The sequence below is a fragment of the Streptomyces sp. WM6386 genome (assembly GCF_000972385.1).
In the GTDB taxonomy this organism is placed as follows: Bacteria; Actinomycetota; Actinomycetes; order Streptomycetales; family Streptomycetaceae; genus Streptomyces.
The window spans coordinates 1-23,357 of sequence record NZ_JXTE01000039.1; the positions used below are offsets into that span (position 1 = coordinate 1).

The following is a 23,357-nucleotide window of genomic DNA, read 5'->3' on the forward strand; positions in this document are numbered from 1 at the left end:
TTCCCGCCGGGGCCCAGGGGCCGGGCTCGCCGTACGGCGGGGTGCTGTACGGGTCGGGATCGTGCAGAGGCTTGGGAGAAGGATCTGCCGTGCCCTCCTCCACCGCCGGGGCGGTGCGCGCGAGGGGCAGGCTCAGCTCGAAGTCACCCTCACCCTGGGCCCCGGCGGGAACCCGGTCCTCGGGCCTGGACCCTGGCTCGGGTCCAAGCCCGGACGGACCGTCCTCGCGGACGGCATCCCGCGGCGACCTCAGCTCGAAGTCGCCCCCGGCATCAGCCATGTCGGCCGCACCCTGAGGCTGCCTCAGCTCGTAGTCACCGTCGGCGGTGGGACCCGGCACCGGAGGTGCCCCCTCGGTCCCCATGCTGTACTCGCCGGGCGCGGCCGGAGCCCCCTCCGCCTGGTCCGCAGTGCCCTGCGGACGCGGTCGGCTCCACCACTTCGCCTTCGTGGGCTTCCCCTCGTTCATGCTCTCCCCACAGCCGGGGCCTGGCCGGCACGTCGGCCCCGCTCACCTGCGCCTGTCAGGCACGCTGCCGCCATCACGGCCTGGTCTGCCGGACAGGCACGGGCACGGCTCTCCCTGGATTCAACCAGGTTCGGGCGCCGACGCGCAGAGGCCGGGTCAGCGGGTGGTGCCGGAGGGGGAGGAGGTCGCGTGGGGGACGGGTGCGGCGAGCAGGTCCGGCGGGGTGAGGTCCGCGGCCGTGGACCAGGAGGTCAGGGTGAGCGGCGGGGTCGAGCTGAGCGGACGTATCAACGGGGACATGGCTGCCGCGCCTGCCACCACGGGTGCCGTCAGCGTGGCCTCCTGCGCCTGTGTGCCGGGAACCAGGGGCGCGGACGCCTCGGTCGGGGCGACCGGGCCGTCGATCCGGGACTGGTCCTGGGCGAACAGCGGACCCATCGCACGGCGACGCTGGCTGTCGGGTGTCGCGGCGCCCGTGCCGCCCTGTGTGCGGGCCGGGGTGACATTGCTGCCTCCCGAGCCGCCACGGGCGTCCGTGTCGGTCGGCGCGATCGTGGTGACGCCGCCCAGTGCGATGGCGGCCAGCGACACCGCCCCGCCCACGACGAACGCGAACCGCATACCGCGCGACGCCGACCGCTCGGCCTCGTGCCGGCTGACGTCATGGATGCGAAAACCGCCGTTGGAGGGGGTGAGCGCGGAGGTGTGCGGTGTCGCGGGGGCGTAGTCGAACTCGAAACGCTCGCCGCGCTTCACGCCGAAGACTCCGGCGGTGCCGGGTCGTCCGGAGAAGCCGTCGGGGAATCCTCCCCCGAACGGCGAGCCGCCGTCCGAGTCACCTCCGCCGGGCAGCCCCTGGAGGCGGGCCAGGAAGCTCTCGGAGGGGGGCGGGGGCGCGGCCTCCGCGAACACGTTCTTCAGTCGGCGCTGGGCGTCGGCCTCGGCCTTGCATCTGGCGCAGGTGGCAAGGTGAGCGAGGACACGCTCGCGCGTCTCATGACCGAGCTCGCCATCGACCAGCGCGGCGAGTCGGTCTCCCAGGTGCTGCTCCGCAAACCGCCCTTCGGCGGGATTGGGCCGTGATCCACTCACGCGGTCGCGCCCCCTCCCCCCAGAGCGGCGACGCGGGGCACGAAGGAGCGACGCTCGGCCCGCGCCTCCGGCGACCGGTGCGCGAGTGCCTTGCGCAGCTGGGAACGGCCGCGGTGGATACGCGAGCGGACCGTGCCGAGCTTGACGCCCAGGGTCGCGGCGATCTCCTCGTACGACAGTCCTTCGATGTCGCACAGGACGACCGCGGCGCGGAACTCGGGCGCCAGAGTGTCGAGAGCCTGCTGGACGTCGGCGTCGAAGTGCGCGTCGTTGAAGACCTGTTGCGGCGATGGCTCACGGCTGGGCAGGCGCTCCGCCGCGTCCTCGCCGAGGGCGTCGAAGCGGATGCGCTGCTTGCGCCGGACCATGTCCAGGAACAGGTTGGTGGTGATGCGGTGGAGCCAGCCCTCGAAGGTGCCGGGCGTGTAGGTCGACAAGGAGCGGAAGACGCGGACGAAGACTTCCTGAGTGAGGTCCTCGGCGTCGTGCTGGTTGCCCGTCAGGCGGTAGGCGAGCCGGTAGACCCGGCCGCTGTGCGTGCTGACGATCTCCTCCCACGTCGGAGGAGTCCAGGCCTGCCCGTCCGCGTCGGTGGAGAAGGTCGCGGTGGCGTAGTCGCCGTGGCTGTGGTCAGCAGCGGTGTCGTTCACGGATTTCGGCCTACCCGCCGATCCGAGGAAGCGCCGCAGCACTCCTCCCCGATCCACAGGTGCGGCCGCACCTCCCCTGTCGGCTCTGGTGGTGTCCAGTGGAGCCCCTACCCCAGTGGAGCCCCTACCATAGCCACCTCGCCCGTTAGCTCCGGATAAGCGGTTTTACGAGAATTTGATCTGGGCTGATACCGCTCGTGCGGCTGCGTCACCGCCCGCTCGGGCCCCTGCTCGGCATCGTGATCCAACTGTGTCCCCCCGGGTGCGTCTCCACCCCTCTAAACGCCCGGTCCCATCTGCGGGTTCCCGGGCCCAACGGATACAGTCACGCCCAGGCAACCACGGGGACAGGAGAGGGTCATTACCGCCAACCGGCAGACGAGCTGGGCGTTCGCCGACGCCTACGTCGCCGAGGACGAAGTGCTGCGCTGGGCCCGTGACCGGGCCCGTGAAGCGGGCCTGCGCTCGGTGTCGCCCGGCGCGGGCGCAGCCCTGCGGTTGCTGGCGGCCTCCGTCGACGCGAAGGCGGTCGCCGAGATCGGCACCGGCACCGGTGTCTCCGGTATCCATCTGCTGCACGGCATGCGGCCTGACGGCGTGCTCACCACGGTCGACCCCGAGCCGGAGCACCAGCAGTTCGCCCGGCAGGCCTTCCGCGCCTCCGGGTTCGCCAGCAACCGGGCCCGCTTCATCCCGGGCCGTGCCCTGGACGTCCTGCCCCGCCTCACCGACGCCGGCTACGACCTCGTCTTCTGCGACGGCGACCGGCAGGAGGTCATGGACTACCTCGCTGAATCGTTGCGCCTGCTGCGACAGGGGGGCCTGGTCGTCTTCGAGGGTGTCTTCGCGCACGGCCGGACAATGGACTCCGGTCCGCAGCCCACCGAGGTGCTGCGGCTGCGCGAGTTGCTGCGCGCGGTGCGGGAGAGCCAGGAGCTCGTGCCGTCGCTGCTGCCGGTGGGCGACGGGCTGCTGTGCGCGGTCAAGCGCTGACCCTCGCACCGCCCGGACCTGGGCAAACACCTGCCCCGGCACCGATAACGATGCCGGGGCAGCTGAAGGGGTATGGTCGCTTCCGCGTCAGCCGACGACCTTCTTGAGGGCGTCACCGAGCGCGTCGGCCTCGTCAGGGGTCAGCTCGACGACGAGCCGACCGCCGCCTTCGAGCGGAACGCGCATGACAATGCCCCGCCCCTCCTTTGTCACCTCGAGCGGGCCATCGCCCGTCCGCGGCTTCATGGCCGCCATGCTCGTTCCCCTTCCTGAAACCAGCTCATCGTCAAAGCCGACGGCCCTGGGAGGGCACGCGTGTCGTGCGTGGGCACGCGACACCGGCATCGAACACATTGCTTCCAGGCCATTATCCCGCATCTCAGGACCCGATGACCAACATCAGTCGGCATCGCTTGGGCAACGCGCGCGAGCAAAACCACTCAATTCGGCGATGTGACTGCGATACTGCGCGGCCGCACACGTATCCGGCGACCTCTTTCGGTCGCACATTCTTTGACGCAGGTCACACGTCCGTTCCGGTCGTTCGACGGTGATCTCCGCCATGCTGTCCTTCGAAACCCGCAAGTAACCCGCTGGGACGCAGGAGGGGACAGACCATGGCCGACACCGTGCTCTACGAGGTGAGCGACGGGCTCGCGACAATCACGATCAACCGTCCCGAGGCGATGAACGCGCTCGACATCGCGACGAAGGTCGAGCTGCGGGAGGCGGTGGAATCCGCGGCCGGTGACGGAGCCGTACGGGCGGTACTGCTGACCTCCACCGGGGAGCGGGCGTTCTGTGTGGGACAGGACCTCAAAGAACACATCGGGCTGCTGGCCGAGGGCTCGACGAAGGTCATGAGCACGGTCGCGGAGCACTACAACCCGATCGTGCGGGCGCTGACGCAGATGCCGAAGCCGGTGGTGGCCGGGGTGAACGGCGTCGCGGCCGGCGCCGGGTTCGGACTGGCCCTGGCGGCGGACTACCGAGTGGTGGCGGACACGGCGGGGTTCAACACGTCGTTCGCGGGGGTCGCGCTGACGGCGGACTCCGGGGTCTCGTGGACCCTCCCGCGCGTGGTCGGGCCGGGGCGCGCCGCCGATCTGCTGCTCTTCCCGCGGACGATCAAGGCTCAGGAGGCGTACGAGCTGGGTATCGCGAACCGTCTCGTGCCGTCCACCGAGCTGCCGGGCGAGGCCGAGAAGATCGCGCGGGCATTGGCCGAGGGGCCGACGGTGGCCTACGCGGCGATCAAGGAAGCCGTCGCGTACGGGTTCTCGCACTCCCTGGCCGAGACGCTGGACAAGGAGGACGAGCTGCAGACGCGGGCGGGATCCTCACAGGACCATGCGATCGCCGTGCAGGCCTTCGTGAACAAGGCGGAGCCCAAGTACCTGGGTCGCTGAGCCTCAGCTCTGCCTGACCACGCACGCGGCCAGATGATCGTCCACCAGGCCGCACGCCTGCATCAGCGCGTACGCCGTGGTCGGGCCGACGAAGCGGAGGCCCTTCTTCTTCAGGGCCTTCGACAGGGCCGTGGACTCGGGAGTGATCGCCGGGACGTCCCCCAACACCTTGGGGGCCGGGCCCGGTGTCCTCGGGGCGTGGGACCAGATGAAGTCATCGAGCTCACCCGGCGCCCACTCGGCCAGCACGCGTGCGTTGGCGAGCGTCGCCTCGATCTTGGCCCTGTTGCGGATGATGCCCTCGTCGAGGAGAAGGCGGTCCCGGTCGGCGTCCGTGAACAGGGCGACCTTGGCGATCTCGAAGCCCGCGAAAGCCGCGCGGAAGCCTTCTCGGCGACGCAGGATCGTGATCCAGGAGAGGCCGGACTGGAAGGCCTCCAGGCTCAGGCGCTCGTACAGGGCGTCGTCGCCGTGGACCGGGCGGCCCCACTCCTCGTCGTGGTACGCGACGTAGTCCTCGGTGGACAGCGCCCAGGGGCAGCGCAGGACGCCGTCCGGGCCGGCGAGGGCGGCGCCGTCGGTCACTGCTGCTCCCCCGGACCCTCGGCGGGCTTCTCCATGGACACATGCGAGACGGGCGCGCCGTGTGTGACGGCCTGGGCGCCGGCCAGGGCGGACTCCAGGTCGGCGATACGGGCGTCGCGCTCGGCGAGTTCGGCGCCGAGGCGGCTGAGGGCGTCGTCCACGTCGCCCATGCGGTAGCCGCGGGCGGCGAGCGGGAAGCGGAGGGCCTCGACATCGGCGCGGTTGACCGGGCGCTCCAGCGGGAGGGGGTCCTGGAGCCGCTCCGGGGCGGCCTCGGGCAGGGGTCCCGTCTCGCCGCCGCCCACCACGGCGAGCGTCACCGCGGCGACCACGACGGCGAGCGCGACGACGAGGAACAAGAACATAACCATCGCTGAAGGTCCCCATGCTCGGTGAAGGTGCTCGGAGTCGAATGTGTCAGAGTCCGATCGTGCCATGCGAGTCTGACAGTTAGGGTCGCAGGCGGCCGAGGAAGCGGCCGTACCCAGGTCGTACTACGAGAGGTCACAGCGGATGCTCAGGCTGGGCAGGCGGGAATTCGGACCGCACGAGCCGGTGATCATGGCGATCGTGAACCGGACCCCGGACTCCTTCTACGACCAGGGCGCGACCTTCCGTGACGAACCGGCCCTCGCGCGCGTGGAGCAGGCGGTGGCCGAGGGCGCCGCGATCATCGATATCGGCGGGGTCAAGGCCGGGCCGGGTGAGGAAGTCTCCGCCGAGGAGGAGGCGCGGCGGACGGTCGGGTTCGTGGCGGAGGTGCGGCGGCGGTTCCCGGATGTCGTGATCAGCGTGGACACCTGGCGGGCGTCGGTCGGTGCGGCCGTGTGCGAGGCGGGGGCGGATCTGCTGAACGATGCGTGGGGCGGGGTCGATCCGGGGCTCGCGGAGGTCGCTGCGCGGTACGGGGTCGGGCTGGTGTGTACGCATGCGGGGGAATCGGAGCCTCGTACGCGGCCGCATCGGGTTTCCTACGACGACGTCATGGCCGACATCCTGCGGGTGACCCTGGGGCTGGCCGAGCGGGCGGTTTCGCTGGGGGTGCCTCGGGAGTCGGTGCTGATCGATCCGGGGCACGACTTCGGGAAGAACACGCGGCACAGTCTTGAGGCGACGCGGCGGTTGGGGGAGATGGTGTCCAGCGGGTGGCCCGTGCTGGTGTCGCTGTCCAACAAGGACTTCGTCGGGGAGACGTTGGACAAGCCGGTGAAGGAGCGGGTGGTGGGGACGTTGGCGACCACCGCGGTGTCGGCGTGGCTGGGGGCGCAGGTGTACCGCGTGCACGAGGTCGCGGAGACCCGGCAGGTGCTGGACATGGTGGCGTCCATCGCGGGCCACCGGCCTCCGGCGGTCGCCAGGCGGGGGCTGGCGTAGGGCCCCGCGGCGAAGCCGCTGATGGATGCAGTCGCCCCCGCCGCCCCTACCCGTCCCGTCCCTGGGGGCTGCGCCCCCAGACCCCCGCTTCGGCCCTGAACGGGCCTCGTCCTCAAACGCCGGACGGGCTGAGAAACCAGCCTGCCCGGCGTCCGCGGGGGCTTCTAGCGGCCCGCCTCCTTCGAGACCAGGGCAACCGCCTCGTCCACGTCGTCCGTCACGTGGAAGAGGAGCAGGTCCTTTTCCGACGCCTTGCCCTGGGCGATGAGGGTGTTGGTGATCCAGTCCACCAGGCCGCCCCAGTACTCGGTGCCGAAGAGGACGATCGGGAAGCGGGTGACCTTCTGGGTCTGGACCAGGGTCAACGCCTCGAAAAGCTCGTCCAGGGTGCCCAGGCCGCCGGGCAGGACCACGAAGCCTTGCGCGTACTTCACGAACATCATCTTGCGGACGAAGAAGTACCGGAAGTTGAGGCCGATGTCGACGTAGGGGTTGAGCCCCTGCTCGAAGGGGAGCTCGATGCCGAGGCCGACGGAGATGCCCTTCGCCTCGCAGGCACCCTTGTTGGCCGCCTCCATGGCCCCGGGACCGCCACCGGTGATGACGGCGAAACCGGCCTCCACCAGGCCCCGCCCGAGCTGCACGCCCGCCTCGTACTCCGGTGAGTCCGCCGCCGTCCGCGCCGACCCGAACACACTGATCGCGGGCGGGAGTTCGGCGAGCGTGCCGAAGCCCTCGATGAACTCCGACTGGATGCGCAGGACCCGCCAGGGGTCGGTGTGGACCCAGTCGGACGGGCCGCCCGCGTCCAGGAGGCGCTGGTCGGTCGTGCTCGCCGTCACCTGGCCCCGCCTTCGGAGGACCGGTCCCAGGCGCTGCTCCGACGGTGGCTGCTTCTTCCCCTCGGGGTTGCCGGTAGCCATGTGCGCTCCCTCCACTTGCGGGTGTTTCCACCTCAGCGTAGATCTACGCGGGTTACAGAGGGGGGACATGCGGATGTCCGACCGGCACGAGGCTCACCTCACGCCGCCAGCCAGGACTTCAGCTGCTCCTCCGCCTCGGGGATCAGCGACACCTTGACCCGCTCGTCCACCTTGTGGGCCAGGAGGGGGTTGCCCGGGCTGTAGTTCACCGCGGGCACACCGAGCGCGCTGAAGCGGGCCACGTCCGTCCAGCCGAACTTGGGGTGGACCTCGCCGCCGACGGCCTCCACGAAGGCCGCCGCCGACGGGTGGTTCAGGCCGGGACGCGCACCGCCCGTGTGGTCGTCCACCACGAACTCGTCCACCCCGCAGTCGGCGAAGTACTCACGGACGAACGCCTCCGCCTCCTCCTCGCTGCGGTCGGGCGCGTAGCGGAAGTTGACGGTGACCGTGCAGGTGTCGGGGATGACGTTGGTGGCCACCCCGCCCTCGATACGGACCGCGTTGAGGCCTTCGTGGTACTCCAGACCGTCCACCATCGGCTTGCGCGGCTCGTACGCCGCCAGCTTCGCCAGCACCGGCGCCGCGGCGTGGATCGCGTTCGAGCCCATCCACGCGCGCGCGGAGTGCGCCCGTTCCCCCTTGAACTTGAGCAGTACCCGGAGCGTGCCCTGGCAGCCGCCCTCGACCTGGCCGTTCGTCGGCTCCAGCAGCACGGCGAAGTCGCCGGCCAGCCACTCCGGGTGGGCCTCGGAGACGTGCTTGAGGCCGTTGAACTCGGCGGCGATCTCCTCGTTGTCGTAGAAGACGAAGGTGAGGTCGCGGTTGGGGGCCGGGACCGTCGCCGCGATACGGAGCTGGACCGCCACCCCGGACTTCATGTCACAGGTGCCGCAGCCCCACAGGTAGCCGTCCTCGTCGAGGCGCGAGGGCACGTTGTCCGCGATCGGGACCGTGTCGATGTGGCCGGCGAGGATCACCCGCTCCGCGCGGCCCAGGTTCGTACGGGCCACGACGTTGTTGCCGTACCGGTCGACCGTCAGGTGCGGAAGCGCGCGCAGCGCGGTCTCGATCGCGTCCGCGAGCGGCTTCTCGGTGCCGCTGACGGAGGGGAAGTCGACGAGCCGCGCGGTGAGCTGCGCGGCATCCAGCGTGAGGTCAAGCGGGGTATCGGCCATGCCGTCGACCCTAACGCGCCGGGCTCCGCCCGCTCTGTCCACACCCGGCTCGGACACCACAGGGGCCTCCGCTACCTTGTACGGATGCCAGCGCAGTCCCGCCCTCAACAGCGTCGTCGTGGCCGCTTCTTCCGTGGTCTGGCGGCCTTCGTGATTTTGTGTGCCGTCGCCGGATATCTGGTGGTTCAGTACATCACCGCGGGCACGGGTGCGCCGGGCTGCAAGGTCGTCTCGGGCAGAGATGACGGGGTGGCGTACGAGTTCACGCCGGAGCAGGCGGTGAACGCGGCGACGATCACGGCCGTCGGCACCGGGCGCGGGCTGCCCGAGCGGGCGGTGGCGATCGCGCTGGCGACCGCGCTCCAGGAGTCGGGCCTGCGCAACATCACCCATGGCGACCGGGACTCTCTCGGCCTCTTCCAGCAGCGGCCCTCGCAGGGCTGGGGCACGGAGAAGCAGATCATGGACCCGACGTACGCGGCCGGGGAGTTCTACGAGCATCTGGTCAAGGTGGACGGCTACACGAAGCTGCCGCTCACCGAGGCAGCCCAGCGTGTGCAGCGCAGCGGCTACCCGGAGGCGTACGCCAAGCACGAGCCGGACGCGACGGTGCTCGCCGCCGCCCTCACCGGGGCCTCGGCGGCCGCGCTGACCTGCGACGGCCGCTCGGGGGAGGCCCTCGCGGCGGGTCCGGAAGGGGTGCGCGAGGCGCTCGTACGGGACTTCGGCGGGGACGCGCTGGACACCACCGCCAAGGAGGTGGGGGCCGCCGAGGCGACGCCCGCTCCGCAGGCCACGGTGTCCGGACGGACCGTGACCGTGCCCGTGACCGGCGCCGGCAAGGGCCGCAGCGGCCAGGAGCGCGGCTGGCAGCTCGCGCACTGGGCGGTGGCCAACGCTTCCGCGCTGCACATCGAGCGGGTCACGTACGCCGGGCGGGAGTGGACCGCGGGGAACACCCGGAGCGAGTGGCGGGCGATGTCGTCGGAGGGAACCGGCGGGGCGGAGAAGGGCACGGGAGCCGTGCGGATCCTGACTGCTCAGTAGTACGGACGATCACCCGCAGGGGTTACGCATGGCCGCCACGGACGGCGGTGTGCGCAGGTTTTCGCGCAGTCACCCTCGCATTCGCCAAAACCCTTGAGAACAAAGGGCTGTAAGGATTCGGCACACTTTCCGACCGGACACCTTTTGACCGTTTTTATCCGCAGCCGATAATGCGACGCATTGCCAACTCTTTACGTTGGGCCGCCGCAACCTTCGCGGGCTTCGAGCGGTAGTCACTGCGTCCGAGCCCGGTGATCAACTGCCGGACACGGTCGGACACTTCCATGTTCTCTCCCGTCAAAGGAGCATCATGTCCCTCCCCCTGACCCGCAGGATCGCCCGTGCCGCGCTGCTCGTCGCTGCGGGAGCGGCAGCCGGGGTCGGTGCGGCCGGCTCCGCCAGTGCGGCCCCCGCCGAACTGCCCACCTCGAACCTCGGCGGGCTGACCGCCCTGGACGGGGCGAGCGTCGGCAACACCGTCGACGGCGCGGCGCAGAACGCCACCGGGCTCGCGGGCAACACCGGTGGCAACGCGGTCAAGAAGGCGGTTCCGACCGCCGGCAAGACCAGTGGCAAGGTCGCGAAGAAGGCGGCCCCGGCCGCGCAGCAGACGGCAGGCGACGCGGCGGGCTCCGCCGGGGACATCCTGGGTGACACGACGTCCACCGCGACGAAGGGCGGTCTGCCGACGGACTCCCTCACCAAGGGTGGCCTGCCGACCGAGTCCCTTCCGGTGAAGAGCCTCCCGCTCGGCTGACGTCCGGCTGATACGGCGATGGGGCCCAGGGTTGTCTCCCTGGGCCCCATCGCCGTATGCGCAACGGTTACGCGAGCCGCTCCACGGCCGCCCGCACCCGTTCGTCCGTCGCCGTGAGGGCCACGCGGACGAACTGCTCGCCAGCCGCGCCGTAGAAGTCACCCGGGGCCACGAGGATGCCCAGGTCGGCCAGGTGGGCGACCGTGGTCCAGCAGGACTCGCCACGGGTGGCCCAGAGGTAGAGGCTGGCCTCGCTGTGCTCGATGCGGAAGCCGTGGGCCTCCAGGGCCCCGCGCAGGGCCTTGCGACGGGCCGTGTAGCGCTCGCGCTGGACGCGGACGTGTTCGTCGTCGCCGAGGGCCGCCACCACCGCCGCCTGGGTCGGCGCCGCCGTCATCATGCCGCCGTGCTTGCGGATCTCCAGGAGGGGGCCCAGGACCGCCGGGTCGCCGGCCAGGAACGCGGCGCGGTAACCCGCCAGGTTCGAGCGCTTCGACAGGGAGTGGACCGCGACGATGCCGTCGTAGGAGCCGCCGTTGACGTCCGGGTGCAGGACCGAGACCGGGTCGGCCTCCCAGCCGAGCTCCAGGTAGCACTCGTCGGAGAAGACGAGCACCCCGTGCTCGCGGGCCCAGGCCACGATCCGGGTGAGCTCTTCCTTGCCCAGCACCTTGCCCGTCGGATTCGACGGGGAGTTGAGCCACAGGAGCTTCAGGCCCTCGGGGTCCAGCTGTGTCGGGTCGTCGTAGACCTCGTACTCGGCGCGCGCCAGACGGGCGCCGACCTCGTACGTCGGGTAGGCCAGGCGCGGATAGGCGACACGGTCGCCGGGGCCGAGGCCCAGCTGCGTGGGGAGCCAGGCGACCAGTTCCTTGGAGCCGACGATGGGCAGGACGTGCTTGTGCGTCACCTCGCGGGCGCCCAGGCGACGCTCCACCCAGCCCGTGATCGCGTCACGCAGCGCCGGCGTGCCCCAGACCGTCGGATAGCCCGGTGAGTCCGCCGCGTCGACGAGCGCCTTCTGGATCAGGTCGGGAACCGGGTCGACCGGGGTGCCGACGGACAGGTCGACGATGCCGCCGGGGTGCGCGAGAGCCGTCTTCTTGTACGGCTCGAGCTTGTCCCAGGGGAAGGTGGGGAGACGGTCGGAGACTGCGGACACGGTGTCTGGCTCACTTTCTGGTACAGCACTCGTACGGCAAACGCCTCGGTCCCGCACAGCGATCAGAGGTGATCGAGCCGTACGGGACCGAGGCGGCGCGCGGGTGCGGGCCGCTCTTACTGGTTCTGCGGCGGCAGTCCGGCCACGAAGGGGTGGTCGCGCTCGATCAGGCCCAGCTTGCTGGCACCGCCCGGGGAGCCGAGCTCGTCGAAGAACTCGACGTTCGCCTTGTAGTAGTCCTTCCACTCCTCCGGAGTGTCGTCTTCGTAGAAGATCGCCTCGACCGGGCAGACCGGCTCACAGGCACCACAGTCGACGCATTCGTCCGGGTGGATGTACAAGGACCTGGAGCCCTCGTAGATGCAGTCGACCGGGCACTCTTCGATGCACGCCTTGTCCTTCACGTCGACACAAGGCTGCGCGATGACGTAGGTCACGCTGTCGTTCCTCCTCGATAGGGCGCTGGCGGGCCTCCTCAGGCCCTGCCGCCTGGCGCGCGGGAGCGCGGCGTCGTCGATGCCCGCCCCTAGTATCTCCGTTCTTGGGCATGATCCGAACAGGAGGGGTGAACTGACCTGTGGAAATCTCTGCGACGGGGCGCCTTGAGGTCCGTATCACCGCTGCTGACGTGGGTAAACGGGTCTCGGTACGCCGCATGAACGATCCTGCGGTTCCGGGTGAGAAGTTCACCGACACGGTGGGTGTTCTCGCATCCTGGGACAACGGTGTGCTGCTGATCACACGGAAGAGTGGCGAGACCGTCCACATCGCGGAATCCTCGCTGGTCGCGGGCAAGGTGGTGCCGAGCGCCCCGGCCCGCCGCCGGGGACCCTCCGCCTCCTACCAGGAACTCGCGCATGTCTCCACGCGCGCGTGGCGGCCGGTGGAGAGCGAGCGGCTGGGCGAGTGGGAGCTGCGGGCCGCGTCGGGGTTCACCCGGCGGGCCAACTCGGTGCTTCCGATCGGCGACCCGGGGATACCGCTGGACGGGGCGCTGGAGGCCGTACGGCGCTGGTACGGCGAGCGTGGGCTGCCGGCGTACATCCAGACCGCCACCGGCGCCGAGGGCACGCAGGAGCTGCTGTGCGCGGAGCTGGAGCGGCGGGGGTGGGAGCGCGAGGTGACCGCCGAGCTGTGGATCGGCGCGCTGGCCCCGGTCGCCGACCGGGCCGAGGCGGACGAGGTTCTGCTGGCCCGCGACGCGGACGAGGCCTGGCTCGCCCGGTATCAGCGCAAGGGGGTGAGCGAGGTGGCGCTGAAGGTGCTGGGGAGCGGTCCTTCGGTGTGGTTCGCCACTGTGCCGGGTTCCTCCGACGGGGCGGCTCCCGCCGCCATCGGGCGGTGTGTCGTCGACGGGCGGTGGGCCTCCTTCTCCGCCGTCGAGGTGGATCCCGAACAGCGGCGGCGCGGGCTGGCCACCACGGTGATGGCCGCGCTGGCCCGGCGGGCGCTCGACGAGGGCGCGTCCGCCGCATGGCTCCAGGTCGAGTCGGACAACACGGGCGCGCGGGCGCTGTACGCCGGGATGGGCTTCGCGGCGCATCACGCGTACCACCACTACCGGGAACCGGCGGGTCCCGGCAGCGGCCGGTACGGATCATCGTGACCGGGCACGAGCCAGCTATGCGTCCCCTCTACCCCCCACCCCCGGAACGCTCCGCCGAACTGCGCCGGCGGTTCGCCGAAGAGGCGCGGTCCGAGCGGCCCGATCTGTCGTTGCTGTGTCTGCTGGTGGGCGCGGAGGCGGACGGGACGCTGGACGAGGCGGGCATGGACGCGGCGCAGATCGAACTGGACCGGCTGGCGGGGCAGCTGCCCTTCCGGCCCGGCGGGCCGCGGTCCTGGGCGGTGTCCCTGCGGGAGCTGCTCGGGGAGCGGTTCGGTTTCCGTGGCTCCCCCGGCGACTATCAGCGGCTGGAGTCCTCGCTGCTGCACTCGGTGCTGCTGCGGAGGCGGGGGCTGCCCATCCTGCTGTCCGTGGTGTGGATGGAGGTGGCTCGGCGGGCGGGGGCTCATGTGTACGGGGTCGCGCTGCCGGGGCATTTCGTCGTCGGGTTCGGGGCGGAGGAGGAGCAGGTGCTCGCCGATCCGTTCGACGGGGGGCGGGTGTTGAGCGGGCCCGACGCGGAGTTGTTGGTGGCGGGGGCGACGGGGGCTCCGCTGCAGCCGTCGATGTTGACGCCGGCTGATCCTCTCGATGTGGTGCTGCGGATTCTGAACAACGTGCGGGCGTGGGCGGTGGCTCGGCCGGAGCGGTCGGATGTGGCGTTGTGGGCGGTGGAGTTGGGGCTGCTGTTGCCTTCGCATCCGGCACGGCTTCGGTATGAGCGGGCTCAGTTGTTGGTACAGCGCGGGGATTTTCTCACCGGGGCCACGGAGTTGGACGCGTACGCGGATGTGGTGGAGGCCGTGGATGAGTCCGCTGCGCATCGTGTTCGACAGCAGGCGCATGCCGCGCGAGCAATGTTGAACTGATGGTCGTGAAGCGGCTGCGGGTGCTTCGTGGCTTGTCGCGCAGTTCCCCGCGCCCCTGAAGGGGCGCTACAGCCAGCCTTTTTCTCTTGCCAGGCGTGCTGCTTCCGCCCTGTTGCGTACCGCCAGTTTCTGGATCGCCGTCGAGAGGTAGTTGCGGACCGTCCCCTGGGACAGGTGGAGCTTGGTCGCCAACTCGGCGTTCGTCGAGCCGTCCTCCGCCGCCCTCAGAACCTCACGCTCGCGATCGGTCAACGGGTTCGCGCCGTCCGCCAGAGCCGCTGCCGCCAGCGTCGCGTCGATGACCCTCTCCCCCGCCAGGACCTTCCGTACCGCCTGCGCGAGTTGGGCCGCGGGGGCGTCCTTGACCAGGAACGCGTCGGCGCCGGCCTCCATCGCGCTGCGGAGGTAGCCGGGGCGGCCGAAGGTGGTGAGGACGACCAGCTTGACCGCCGGGAATTCCTTGTGGACCTGGGCCGCCGCCTCGATGCCCGTGGCGCCCGGCATCTCGATGTCCAGGAGGGCCACGTCGACGTCGTGGGCGCGGACCGCGGCCAGCACCTCGTCGCCGCGGGCCACCTGGGCGACGACCTCGATGTCGTCCTCCAGACCGAGGAGGGCGGCGAGTGCCTCGCGGACCATCGACTGGTCCTCGGCGAGGAGGACCTTGATCGTAGGGCTCATGCGCCGGATCCTACGGGCGCCGACGCGGCGGCGAGGACTCGGGCGACCAGGCGGAACCCGTGCTTCGTACGGCCCGCCTCCAGGGTGCCGCCCGCCTTCTCCAGGCGTTCGGTCAGGCCCGTCAGACCGTTGCCGGGGCCCTTGCCCGAGCCTCCCGAGCCGTTGTCCTCGACGGAGAGTTCCAGCACCGGTCCGTCGAGGGTCTGGCGCCGCAGGACCTCGATCGTGCAGCGGGTCGCGCCGCTGTGCCGTACGACGTTGGTGACCGCCTCGCGCAGCGCCCAGGCGAGGGCGGCCTCGCTGTCCTCGGGGACGCCGTCGAGGTCGGGTTCGGCGGGCACTTCCGCGGTGACGTCGGCCGCGGTCAAGGCGACCTGTGCGCCGGCGAGTTCGTCTGACAGGCGGGCGCGCCGGTAGCCGGAGACGGCCGCGCGGACGTCGACCAGGGCCTGGCGGCTGACCTGTTCGATGTCGGCGACCTGCTGGGCCGCCTTGTCGGGGTGGGCGGGGAGCATCCGGCCCGCGAGCTCGCTCTTGAGGGTGATCAGCGAGAGCGAGTGGCCGAGGAGGTCGTGCAGGTCCCTGGCCAGGCGCAACCGCTCCTCGTTCGCGGCCAGTTGGGCCACCGTCGCGCGGGCCTTGCGCAACTCTACGGTCGTCCGCACCAGTTGCTTCACGCCCATCATCGCGAAGCCCAGGAGCAGCACCACCAGGATCAGGCTCCAGTCGTCCGAGCCCACGTGCAGGCCGACCAGGACCATCGCGAGGGTGTTCGCTCCGACCGCCCAGTACGCGATCCGCTGCGGCAGAGTGGCGCCGCACGTGACGGAGACGTACACGAACAGACCGAGCCAGGCGCCGCCGAGGCTGAGGCACAGGACCACCGCGAGCGTGCCGAGCAGGACGACCAGGGCGCCGACCGCCGGTCCGGAGAACGGCCGGCCCATGTTCCGGAAGACCAGGGTCAGATAGACGCCGGTGAAGGAGAGCAGGGCCACCCAGCCGGCCGTGGTCGCGGCCGTCGAATGGTCGCCCGAATTGAGGTCCTGCACCGGTGAACCGAGGAAGACCAGCCAGGGCAGTATCCAGACCAGCTTGCGCACCGCGTCCGCCCGGTTGCGGGGCGCCTGGCCCACCCGGATCGAGTTCTCCGCCCGGAGCTCCGCGGGCAGCCCGTCGTCGGTCATCGTCCTCACGCCTTCAGCGTGTCCTTCCGGTACAGCCAGGCCGCGCCGCCGGTGAACAGGGCGAAGAAGACGGCGAGCACGGCGATGTCCTTGGCATGCGGGGCCTGACTCTGCTCGATCGCCTGCCCCAGGGCAGCGTACGCGTGGGTGGGCACCCACTGGGCGATGTCCTGCAGCCAGGTGGGGAAGGTCGTCGTCGGCATCCACAGACCGCCGAGGATGGACAGCCCGAAGTAGGTGATCATCGTGATCGGACGGACCGCGTCCCCGCTCGCGAGGTAGCCGATGGCCACGCCGAGCGCGGCGAAGACGAGGCTGCCGGCCCAGATCGCGCCGGTGAGGGCGAGCCACTGCCAGGCGTCCAGTCGTACGTCCTTCACGACCGCGGCGACGGCGAAGACCACGACGATGGACGGCAGACTGACGACCGCGGCGCTCGCGGTCTTCGCGAGGACGTAGCCCCGGCCCGGCAGCGCGGTCAGCCGCAGCTGCCGCACCCAGCCGCTCTCCCGCTCCTTGGCGATGCGCTCGCTGTTGCCCATCAGGACGGCGGTGAGGGCGCCGAAGGAGGCCATCGAGACCATCATGTAGGTCGCCAGGGTCAGGCCCGTCCCGTCGACCTTCGAGGTGCTGTCGGCGCTGCCGCCGATGAGCAGGAACAGGACCGACGGGTAGATCACCGAGAAGAACAGGAACTTGCGGTTGCGCAGGGCGCGGGTGAGTTCCAGCTTGATGAGGCTGTTCACGACTGCTTCGCCTCCTCGGCGGCGGTGATGGCGACGAAGGCCTGCTCCAGACCCAGCCCGGCGACCTCGAGGTTGCGGGGGTAGGCGCCCAGGCCGTAGAGGGCGTGGACGGTGGCGTCGGCGTCGCCGGACTGGATGCGGACGGTCGGTCCGGAGACGGTGAGCGTGGTCAGGAACGGCAGGCCGCGCAGGGCCTGTTCGTCGATCCGGCCCTCCAGGTCGAAGGAGATCCGCCGGACGCCCGCCTTCGCCTTGATCTCGGCCGCGGTGCCGTCCGCGAGGAGCCGGCCGCGGTGCAGGACCAGCACGCGGTCGGCGATCGCGTCGGCCTCCTCCAGGTAGTGGGTGGCGAACAGCACGGTCCGCCCCTGGTCGGCCTGTTCGCGCATGGTGGCCCAGAAGCCCTGGCGGGTGGTGACGTCCATGCCGGTGGTGGGCTCGTCGAGGACGATCAGGTCGCTGTCGCCGGCGGTCGCGAGGGCGAAGCGGACCCGCTGGGCCTGGCCGCCGGAGAGCTTGTCGACCTTGCGGTCGGCGAGCTGGGAGATCCCGGCGCGGGCCAGGACGTCGGAGGGGCGGTAGGGCCGCGGGTGCAGATCACAGGCGAGCCGCACCAGTTCGGCGACCGTCACCTCGTCCATCAGCCCGCCGCTCTGCAGCATCGCGCCGACCCGCCCGGCGACGATCGCCTCACGCGGTCCGCCGCCGAAGAGCCGCACGCTGCCGCTGTCGGGGTTCTTGAGTCCGAGCAGCAGATCGAGCGTGGTCGACTTACCGGCCCCGTTGGGGCCCAGCAGGGCCACGGTCTCACCCGGATGCAGGGCCAGGGTCAGACCGTCCACGGCCCGGACCTCGCCGTACGCCTTGCTCACCTGGTCGAATGCGACCGCTGTCGTTGTCATGTGATCCAGAGTGGCGCTCGGGACCCCTCGCCCGGCAGTGTCGGCGATCCTGACTGCCGGATGACAGATGTCATACGACGAGGGGGCACCCGGCGTGTGCCGGGTGCCCCCTCTTCGGTCGTGCTCGGCTAGCTCGGGTTCGTCTCGATGGTGACGTCACGGTCGGTCGTGCTCAGCAGGGCCTGGCGCAGGGCGACGTAGACGTCCTCGGGGGTGACGGCCGTCTTCTTGCCGGTGCCCCGGGTGATCAGTACGCCGTCGAAGGACTGGCCGTAGAGCTCCGTGAGCGCGTCCAGGTCGGGGCTGTCGACGAGCTTGCCGTCCACCGCCTTGACGCGGAGGAACTTCCACAGCGAGTTCTCCGGGCTGAACTCGATGAAGTGGGTGGCGTCCGTGCGCACGATGACGTTGGCCGACATCGCGGGCTTCGCGAAGGCCTTCATCTCGCGGTCGACCTCGGCGTCGGTGATCGACGGCTGCTGGGCGGTCGTCGCGACCGTGACCGGGGGGACCGTGCCGGTCTCCACCTGGGTGCGGTACGCCGCCGTGACCCCATCGGTCGACTTTGCGACGTCGATTCCCTTGCCCGCCTTGCCGTAGACGGCGACGGCCTTGCCGGACTTGAACTCGATCGTGCCGTCGGTGACCGAGCCGGAGCTGCCGGCCGCCTCCTTCAGGGCGGCGGTCAGCTTCTCCTCGTCCACCGGCATGGCCGGATCGACGACCCGGTGGTTGCCGAAGAGGGAGCCGATGACGGACATCGGGTTGTAGTCGCTCTGCGCCGCCGCGGCGACGGTGCTCGTCTCGTCGAACTGGAGGCCCGCCTGGTCCGGCTTGAGCTCGACGGTCTTGCCGCCGACGGAGAGCTTCAGCGGCTTGTTCACCCGGTCGCCGAACGCGTCGTCGAGCTTCTTGACGGCGTCGTCGCGGGTGCCGCCGCCGATGTCGACGCCGAGCACCGTGGTGCCCTTGGGCACGTCGGAGTGGTTCATCAGCAGCCCGGCGCCGTAGGCACCGGCCGCGATGACGAACAGACCGCTGCCGATCAGGACCAGCTTGTTGCGGCCCTTCTTCTTGGCCTTCTTCGACGAGGCCGGCACGTTCTGCGCCACCGGCTCGGGGAGCTTCGGCGCCGTGTGCTGCATCGGTCCGTCGGACGGGGCGCCCGGCCCGAAGGGGGCGTTCTGGGTGCCGGGCGGCACGACCGGGATACCGCTGGTGACGGTGTGCCCGGAGACGTTGTCCGGCGGACCGCCGGGGGTGCCGTAGCCGGGGGTACCGGGTTCGGGGGCCGGCTTCTGCGGGGTGAGGATCGCGGTGTCGTCGCTCAGACCGCCGCCGGGGCCGCGACCGGGGCCGCCGGGGCCGCCGTGGGGACCGGCACCGGGGAGGTTGCCCGCGCCCGGCCCTGCGAGGCCGGTCATTCCGCCCGGGGCGCCGGGAGCACCGGGTCCGCCGAAGCCGCCCGGGGCACCGGGACCGCCGGGTCCTGCGGGGCCGCCGAGCGCGCCGGGTCCGCCCGGAGCGCCGGGACGCGGCTGACCGCCCGGGCCGCCAGGGGCACCGGGGATGCCGGAACCGCCGGGGATGCCGGGGATGCCAGATCCACCGGGACCAGCCGGTCCGCCTGGAGCGCCAGGTCCACCAGGTCCACCAGGTCCACCAGGCCGACGGTGACCGCCAGGACCCGGGGCGCCGGGGCCGCCGTACGCACCCGGGCCACCAGGACCGCCGCTGATCGGCGGTACGACCGGACCGTCACCGGTGACCGGGCCGCCCGTCGGACCCGCGGGGCCCTGGGGGCCGCCACGGCCGTTCGGGCCGGCGAAGTCGTTCGGGCCGTTGAAGTCGTTGGAGGCGTCGAAGCGGTGCGAACCGGTGGAGCTGTTGAAGTCGTTCAGGCCGTCGAGGCTGTGCGAGCCCGTCGAGCTGTTGAAGTCGTCGGAGGCGTCGTAGCCGTTCGCGCCGCCCGGGCCGCCCTGGGCTCCGTAACCGCCCTGTCCGCCCGGTCCGCCTTGCCCGTACTGCCCGTTCTGCGCGCCGCCGCCGTTCTCCGCGAAGTACGGCAGTTCGTCGCGTCGCGGCTCGCCACCCGGCCGCGAGCCGTTGCCCAGCGCCTCGGTCACGTCGAAGGAGCCGGTGCCGCCGCCGTGCCCGGGCGCCACGGGGCCGCCGGTCGCACCGGGGAGCCCCGCACCGTTCGTACCACCGCCACCGGGACGGGAACCTCCCGGCACGCTCATGGCGCCGACCACACCACCGGGGCGTCCGGCAGCGGGGCCGGGACGCGCGCCGCCGGGAGCGGCACCGGAACCGGCCGGCGTAGCGCCCGAACCACCGGGCGCACCCGCCCCGTTGGTCGCGCCGCCGCCCTGACCGCCCTTGGGCGGGCCGGACTTGCGCGGCGCGAACCAGTTGCTCGCCTTCTCGTCGGCGGGCGGCGCGGGCTCGGCCACAGGCGCGACGGTGCCCGTGGGGGCGCCGGGGGCCGGTGTCTCGGCCACTGCGGGCGCGGCGGGCTCGGTATCCGCGACCGGTGTGCGCACGACGACCGGCGGGATGGGCCGCGACCCGGGGATGTTGATCCGGATCCGGGTCGTCAGCGTGGTCTCGGTCTTGCGGTCCTCGGACTGCGTGCCCGAACGGACCGCGTCCGTACCGTCGTCGGAAGCCATGGGCGTCCCGTAGGGCGGGGTGCCCGAAGGGTAGGCGGCTCCGCCGCGCCCGTTGGGCCCGGAGGACGGACTGTCAGTTTCACGACTCAAGGCAGGTTCTCCCGGTTGGCTCCACCGGCCGTGTCGACCTCAACTGCGCGGGCGGCTCGGCGGCGCGCACCACCATACTGGCCACTTCTGGCGCGTATCCCACGACCGCTGGGGAAACCCACACCGGACTCGCACGTCCCAGTCGCGGCGAAGTGGTACGTCACTTGGCAAGTCGGACGGCATCGCCGTCTGGTTGCCGTCTCTGCCCAAGCGTGGCGCAGATCACAGCTGTGGCCATGCCGCCGAGCAGAAAGAGGTACGAGCCGGTGCCCGCGCCGAAGAGGAAGTCGCCCTCCGGTCGGCTCGCGGTGAGCAGGATGACGGCGAGCATCCAGCCGGCGGCGGGTGCGACGGCCCCGCCCCGGCTGCCGACGGCACGCGCGCCGCCCAGACAGAGCCCGGCCTCACCGGCGAGCGCGAGCAGCAGCCCGCCCGGGAACCAGCCGGCCTGCACCAGCGACCCGGCGGCGCCGACGACCGCGCCGAGCACGAAGAGACCGACGTACACCAGCGCCCGCCCGGCGGGAGGCGCCTTCAGGGGCTGGGCGAGCAGGGACCCGGGCTCGTTCATGAGGTCGCCTCCGTACCGGCGAAAAGATCGGTCTCGCGCGCTCCGAGTGCCCTTTCTCCCCGTACCAACTCGTAGTACTCGGTGGTGAAGACGGGCTGCGCGAGGTCGTTGGACAGCACGAAGTACGGCTCGGCCACGGTGACCTGGGTGGCGTGCGCGGCCATCGCGGCGGCCTTGGCGGCGGCGTACGCGGTGCCGTCGATCTCGGTGGTGATCCGCTCGTCGGCCACGACACCGGGGACGTCGTCGAGGACGCCCGGCTTGTCGAAGGGAAGCCCCGGCAGCACCTCGGCCAGCCGCTCGAAGGCCTGCTCGCCGACCGAGCGCGGTACGCGGTTCCAGTAGATCTTGGGGATGGTCCAGCCCGCTTCGACCGCCAGGTCGGCGGCGCGCACGGCGACGCGGTGGGCCTGGATGTGGTCGGGGTGGCCGTAGCCGCCGTTCTCGTCGTAGGTGACGAGCACGTGGGGGCGTACCTCCAGGATCACCTCGACCAGCCGGGCGGCGGCCTCGTCGACGTCCGCCCGCCAGAAGCACGCGGGGTCGTCGTTGTCGGCGAGGCCCATCATCCCGGAGTCCCGGTAATGGCCGGGGCCGCCGAGCAGACGGAAGTCCTGGACGCCGAGTTCACGCATCGCGGCGGAGAGCTCGCCCAGCCGGTACTCGCCGAGGGCGGTGCCGGTGAGGTGCTGGAGCTCGGCCGGGATGACCTCGCCGCGCTCACCGAGCGTGCAGGTGACCAGGGTCACGAGGGCACCCTCGGCCGCATAGCGGGCCATCGTCGCGCCGTTGTTGATCGACTCGTCGTCCGGGTGCGCGTGCACCAGCAGCAGACGCCGGGCGGGAGGTTCCGTCATGGACCCCACCCTACGAGGCCTCCGGCCTCCTCCCCCGCCCACCCGCTACCTCCGCGTCCTCTGCGTCACCCCTGGTCGTCGAGGACGTGGGCGATGGCGAGTGCTGTGCGTTCGATCCAGTCGATGGCGTCGTTCACACTTGCCTCGTCAATGGAGCGGCGCTGCTCCAGATCACCATCGATCAGGTCAGCGTCGTGTGCGATCTTGTTGCGCCTCTGGGTGATCTCCAGATAGCGACTGCGAAGCTTCTTTTCATTCAGCGAGGTGCGGCCCTGAAAGAACGACTGGTTGATCCACCCGGCGGACTCGTACCAGACCTTCTTCTCTGTAACCAGCTTGAGCACCTCGGAGATCTTCCCGGGGTGCTGGAGCGACTGTGCGGCGAGTTTGTCGCGCAGGTGCTCCACGACGGCGTCGAGAACCGTGATGTCGCCTCGCCTCACCGCCTCGACCGTGTGCAGCGGCAACTCGTAGACCCTCAGCTGGTACGGCATGTCGGGGCTGCCGCCCGTGTCACAGGCAGGGTCGGTGATCGTGTCGTCCGGGCCAGGCTGGGTGACGTCGATCATGGCGTCGATGAGGGCGCGGGGGGTGAAGTGCTGGCCGGCTCCCCCGGGCCATGCGCAAGCCGTGGGTCTCCAGGAGGGGGAGGCTTGTGCGGAGGGCGGCGCGGAAGGTGGGTGTGCCCGGTTCCTCGTCGGCCCGCTTCATCCACGCCGCTACGGTCTCGGGACGGTGGAAGGCGAAGACCTCGCGGGAACGCGCGTCGGGATCGACACGGTTCAGGAAGTACGTCTCCGCGCCCGTGCTGACGTAACGGAACGCGAAGGGTTCCTCCCGGCGCCACACGGCCATCGCGTGTTCCTTGAGCACACCGGCCGCGTATCGCTCGTTCTGGGCGAGGGCACTGGCGAGTGGTGTTCCCTCACGCTTGGCCTCGATGACCCCGGCGATCTTCCCGTCGACGTACAGGACGTAATCGGCCCGGCCGGTGGCCAAGGTGAACTCCTCGATGGCCACGCCCCGGCCCGCGAGCGGATTGGCCTCCGCCTTGCTCTGGATCAGCCAGCCCGCCTTGAGCAGCATCGCGTCGATCTTCTTGCGTGCCTGGACCTCGTTGAGAGGGGCTGGGCGCTGGGCGCGTTCGACGATGGCGTCCCGGGCCGCGGAGGCGACCTTGCGCGGTTGGAGGCGCTCACGTTCGTACTGCCGCTCGTGGACCGTTCGCAGTTCGGCGACCTGTGCCCTCAGGTCCTCGATCTCCGCGGCGTACGCCGACTTCTGCTGCCGCGCGCTCTCGATCAGGGCCTCGGCCTCGGCACGGGCCCGACGCTCGGCCTCCAGTCGATTGCTGGTCTCGGACAGCTTGACGCGCGACTCGGCCAGTGATCGACGATGGCCCTCCAGCGCCTCCTGAAACTCCGCGATCTCCTCTGGGTCGACGGATTGCGTATCGGCTGGGAGCGTCGGCGGGACGAAGGCCGCCACGGTCCGCGTCCCGCCCGTGCCACGGTCTAAGAGATTGCCCAACTGC

25 protein-coding genes and 1 pseudogene are annotated in these 23,357 nt (G+C 71.0%); 7 read left to right on the forward strand and 19 right to left on the reverse strand.

From position 1 onward, the window contains the following. The 3 genes and pseudogenes from TN53_RS23455 to sigE all read right to left on the reverse strand — a co-directional run. Nucleotides 1-469, reverse strand: a pseudogene (locus TN53_RS23455) (protease); the annotation flags it as partial. A gap of 156 nt (nucleotides 470-625) precedes the next feature. Continuing rightward, nucleotides 626-1,489, reverse strand: coding sequence for an anti-sigma factor family protein (locus tag TN53_RS23460; RefSeq protein WP_420719122.1), 864 nt, complete (start codon nucleotides 1,487-1,489; stop codon nucleotides 626-628). 68 nt (nucleotides 1,490-1,557) lie between these two features. Next, on the reverse strand, nucleotides 1,558-2,253 hold the full coding sequence (gene sigE, locus TN53_RS23465) for an RNA polymerase sigma factor SigE (RefSeq protein ID WP_046260588.1): 696 nt from the start codon (nucleotides 2,251-2,253) through the stop codon (nucleotides 1,558-1,560). A gap of 318 nt (nucleotides 2,254-2,571) precedes the next feature. On the opposite strand from sigE, the gene TN53_RS23470 reads away from it, so the two are divergent. Beyond that, entirely contained in the window at nucleotides 2,572-3,204 is a 633-nt protein-coding gene (locus tag TN53_RS23470) for an O-methyltransferase (RefSeq protein ID WP_095046686.1), read from the forward strand. Between the two features lie 87 nt (nucleotides 3,205-3,291). Here the strand turns inward: TN53_RS23470 and TN53_RS45460 are convergent, their stop codons facing one another. After that, nucleotides 3,292-3,459, reverse strand: coding sequence for a DUF3117 domain-containing protein (locus tag TN53_RS45460; protein WP_003966491.1), 168 nt, complete (start codon nucleotides 3,457-3,459; stop codon nucleotides 3,292-3,294). A gap of 362 nt (nucleotides 3,460-3,821) precedes the next feature. On the opposite strand from TN53_RS45460, the gene TN53_RS23475 reads away from it, so the two are divergent. Continuing rightward, nucleotides 3,822-4,613 carry an enoyl-CoA hydratase/isomerase family protein gene (locus TN53_RS23475; RefSeq protein ID WP_046260589.1) on the forward strand — a complete coding sequence of 264 codons (792 nt, stop codon included), beginning with the start codon at nucleotides 3,822-3,824 and terminating at the stop codon, nucleotides 4,611-4,613. Between the two features lie 3 nt (nucleotides 4,614-4,616). On the opposite strand, the gene TN53_RS23480 is transcribed toward TN53_RS23475, so the two are convergent. After that, entirely contained in the window at nucleotides 4,617-5,198 is a 582-nt protein-coding gene (locus TN53_RS23480) for a DNA-3-methyladenine glycosylase I (protein ID WP_046260590.1), read from the reverse strand. Continuing rightward, on the reverse strand, nucleotides 5,195-5,569 hold the full coding sequence (locus TN53_RS23485) for a DivIVA domain-containing protein (protein WP_159038182.1): 375 nt from the start codon (nucleotides 5,567-5,569) through the stop codon (nucleotides 5,195-5,197). Before TN53_RS23485 ends, TN53_RS23480 begins: the two co-directional genes overlap by 4 nt. A gap of 142 nt (nucleotides 5,570-5,711) precedes the next feature. Here TN53_RS23485 and folP point away from each other — a divergent pair, with 142 nt between their 5' ends. Next, a complete protein-coding gene (folP, locus tag TN53_RS23490; RefSeq protein ID WP_046260592.1) occupies nucleotides 5,712-6,572 on the forward strand; it encodes a dihydropteroate synthase in 861 nt (286 codons plus the stop codon). A gap of 164 nt (nucleotides 6,573-6,736) precedes the next feature. On the opposite strand, the gene TN53_RS23495 is transcribed toward folP, so the two are convergent. Together TN53_RS23495 and dapE are read right to left on the reverse strand one after the other, a co-directional pair. After that, on the reverse strand, nucleotides 6,737-7,495 hold the full coding sequence (locus TN53_RS23495; protein WP_046260593.1) for a TIGR00730 family Rossman fold protein: 759 nt from the start codon (nucleotides 7,493-7,495) through the stop codon (nucleotides 6,737-6,739). Between the two features lie 98 nt (nucleotides 7,496-7,593). Next, a complete protein-coding gene (gene dapE / locus TN53_RS23500) occupies nucleotides 7,594-8,673 on the reverse strand; it encodes a succinyl-diaminopimelate desuccinylase (protein ID WP_046260594.1) in 1,080 nt (359 codons plus the stop codon). 84 nt (nucleotides 8,674-8,757) lie between these two features. Between dapE and TN53_RS23505 the strand changes: the two genes are divergently transcribed. Further along, a complete protein-coding gene (locus TN53_RS23505) occupies nucleotides 8,758-9,720 on the forward strand; it encodes a heavy metal transporter (protein ID WP_095046687.1) in 963 nt (320 codons plus the stop codon). Nucleotides 9,721-10,030: 310 nt separating this feature from the next. Beyond that, nucleotides 10,031-10,477, forward strand: a complete 447-nt coding sequence (locus tag TN53_RS23510; protein ID WP_046260596.1) for a hypothetical protein — start codon at nucleotides 10,031-10,033, stop codon at nucleotides 10,475-10,477. 67 nt (nucleotides 10,478-10,544) lie between these two features. Here TN53_RS23510 and TN53_RS23515 read toward each other — a convergent pair whose 3' ends face one another. Together TN53_RS23515 and fdxA are read right to left on the reverse strand one after the other, a co-directional pair. After that, complete coding sequence (locus TN53_RS23515) at nucleotides 10,545-11,639, reverse strand: bifunctional succinyldiaminopimelate transaminase/glutamate-prephenate aminotransferase (RefSeq protein ID WP_046260597.1); 1,095 nt, start codon at nucleotides 11,637-11,639, stop codon at nucleotides 10,545-10,547. A 116-nt stretch (nucleotides 11,640-11,755) separates the two neighbouring features. Beyond that, complete coding sequence (fdxA, locus tag TN53_RS23520; protein ID WP_006346810.1) at nucleotides 11,756-12,076, reverse strand: ferredoxin; 321 nt, start codon at nucleotides 12,074-12,076, stop codon at nucleotides 11,756-11,758. A gap of 140 nt (nucleotides 12,077-12,216) precedes the next feature. Here fdxA and TN53_RS23525 point away from each other — a divergent pair, with 140 nt between their 5' ends. Both TN53_RS23525 and TN53_RS23530 read left to right on the forward strand, forming a co-directional pair. After that, nucleotides 12,217-13,245 (forward strand): GNAT family N-acetyltransferase, encoded by a 1,029-nt coding sequence (locus tag TN53_RS23525; protein ID WP_095046688.1) that lies wholly within the window; start codon nucleotides 12,217-12,219, stop codon nucleotides 13,243-13,245. A 17-nt stretch (nucleotides 13,246-13,262) separates the two neighbouring features. Continuing rightward, entirely contained in the window at nucleotides 13,263-14,114 is an 852-nt protein-coding gene (locus TN53_RS23530; RefSeq protein WP_046260599.1) for a transglutaminase-like domain-containing protein, read from the forward strand. Nucleotides 14,115-14,180: 66 nt separating this feature from the next. Here TN53_RS23530 and TN53_RS23535 read toward each other — a convergent pair whose 3' ends face one another. The 9 genes from TN53_RS23535 to TN53_RS49600 form a co-directional block, all read right to left on the reverse strand. After that, nucleotides 14,181-14,795: a response regulator transcription factor gene (locus tag TN53_RS23535; RefSeq protein WP_046260600.1), complete on the reverse strand. Its 615-nt coding sequence runs from the start codon at nucleotides 14,793-14,795 to the stop codon at nucleotides 14,181-14,183. Next, complete coding sequence (locus TN53_RS23540; protein WP_046260601.1) at nucleotides 14,792-15,982, reverse strand: sensor histidine kinase; 1,191 nt, start codon at nucleotides 15,980-15,982, stop codon at nucleotides 14,792-14,794. The genes TN53_RS23535 and TN53_RS23540 overlap by 4 nt, the downstream gene beginning before the upstream one ends. A 5-nt stretch (nucleotides 15,983-15,987) precedes the next feature. Then, complete coding sequence (locus tag TN53_RS23545) at nucleotides 15,988-16,728, reverse strand: ABC transporter permease (protein ID WP_046260602.1); 741 nt, start codon at nucleotides 16,726-16,728, stop codon at nucleotides 15,988-15,990. Next, the gene (locus TN53_RS23550) at nucleotides 16,725-17,630 is read right to left on the reverse strand and encodes an ABC transporter ATP-binding protein (RefSeq protein ID WP_046260603.1); all 906 of its coding nucleotides are present in this window, start codon (nucleotides 17,628-17,630) and stop codon (nucleotides 16,725-16,727) included. Before TN53_RS23550 ends, TN53_RS23545 begins: the two co-directional genes overlap by 4 nt. 128 nt (nucleotides 17,631-17,758) lie before the next feature. After that, on the reverse strand, nucleotides 17,759-20,395 hold the full coding sequence (locus TN53_RS47380; RefSeq protein ID WP_046260604.1) for a membrane protein: 2,637 nt from the start codon (nucleotides 20,393-20,395) through the stop codon (nucleotides 17,759-17,761). A gap of 160 nt (nucleotides 20,396-20,555) precedes the next feature. Continuing rightward, entirely contained in the window at nucleotides 20,556-20,966 is a 411-nt protein-coding gene (locus tag TN53_RS23560) for a DUF6113 family protein (protein WP_046260605.1), read from the reverse strand. After that, entirely contained in the window at nucleotides 20,963-21,823 is an 861-nt protein-coding gene (mshB, locus tag TN53_RS23565; RefSeq protein ID WP_046260606.1) for an N-acetyl-1-D-myo-inositol-2-amino-2-deoxy-alpha-D-glucopyranoside deacetylase, read from the reverse strand. The genes TN53_RS23560 and mshB overlap by 4 nt, the downstream gene beginning before the upstream one ends. 65 nt (nucleotides 21,824-21,888) lie before the next feature. Continuing rightward, complete coding sequence (locus tag TN53_RS49595) at nucleotides 21,889-22,392, reverse strand: hypothetical protein (protein WP_052745288.1); 504 nt, start codon at nucleotides 22,390-22,392, stop codon at nucleotides 21,889-21,891. Next, entirely contained in the window at nucleotides 22,337-23,311 is a 975-nt protein-coding gene (locus TN53_RS49600; protein ID WP_052745289.1) for a type I restriction endonuclease, read from the reverse strand. The genes TN53_RS49595 and TN53_RS49600 overlap by 56 nt, the downstream gene beginning before the upstream one ends. Nucleotides 23,312-23,357 lie beyond the last annotated feature (46 nt).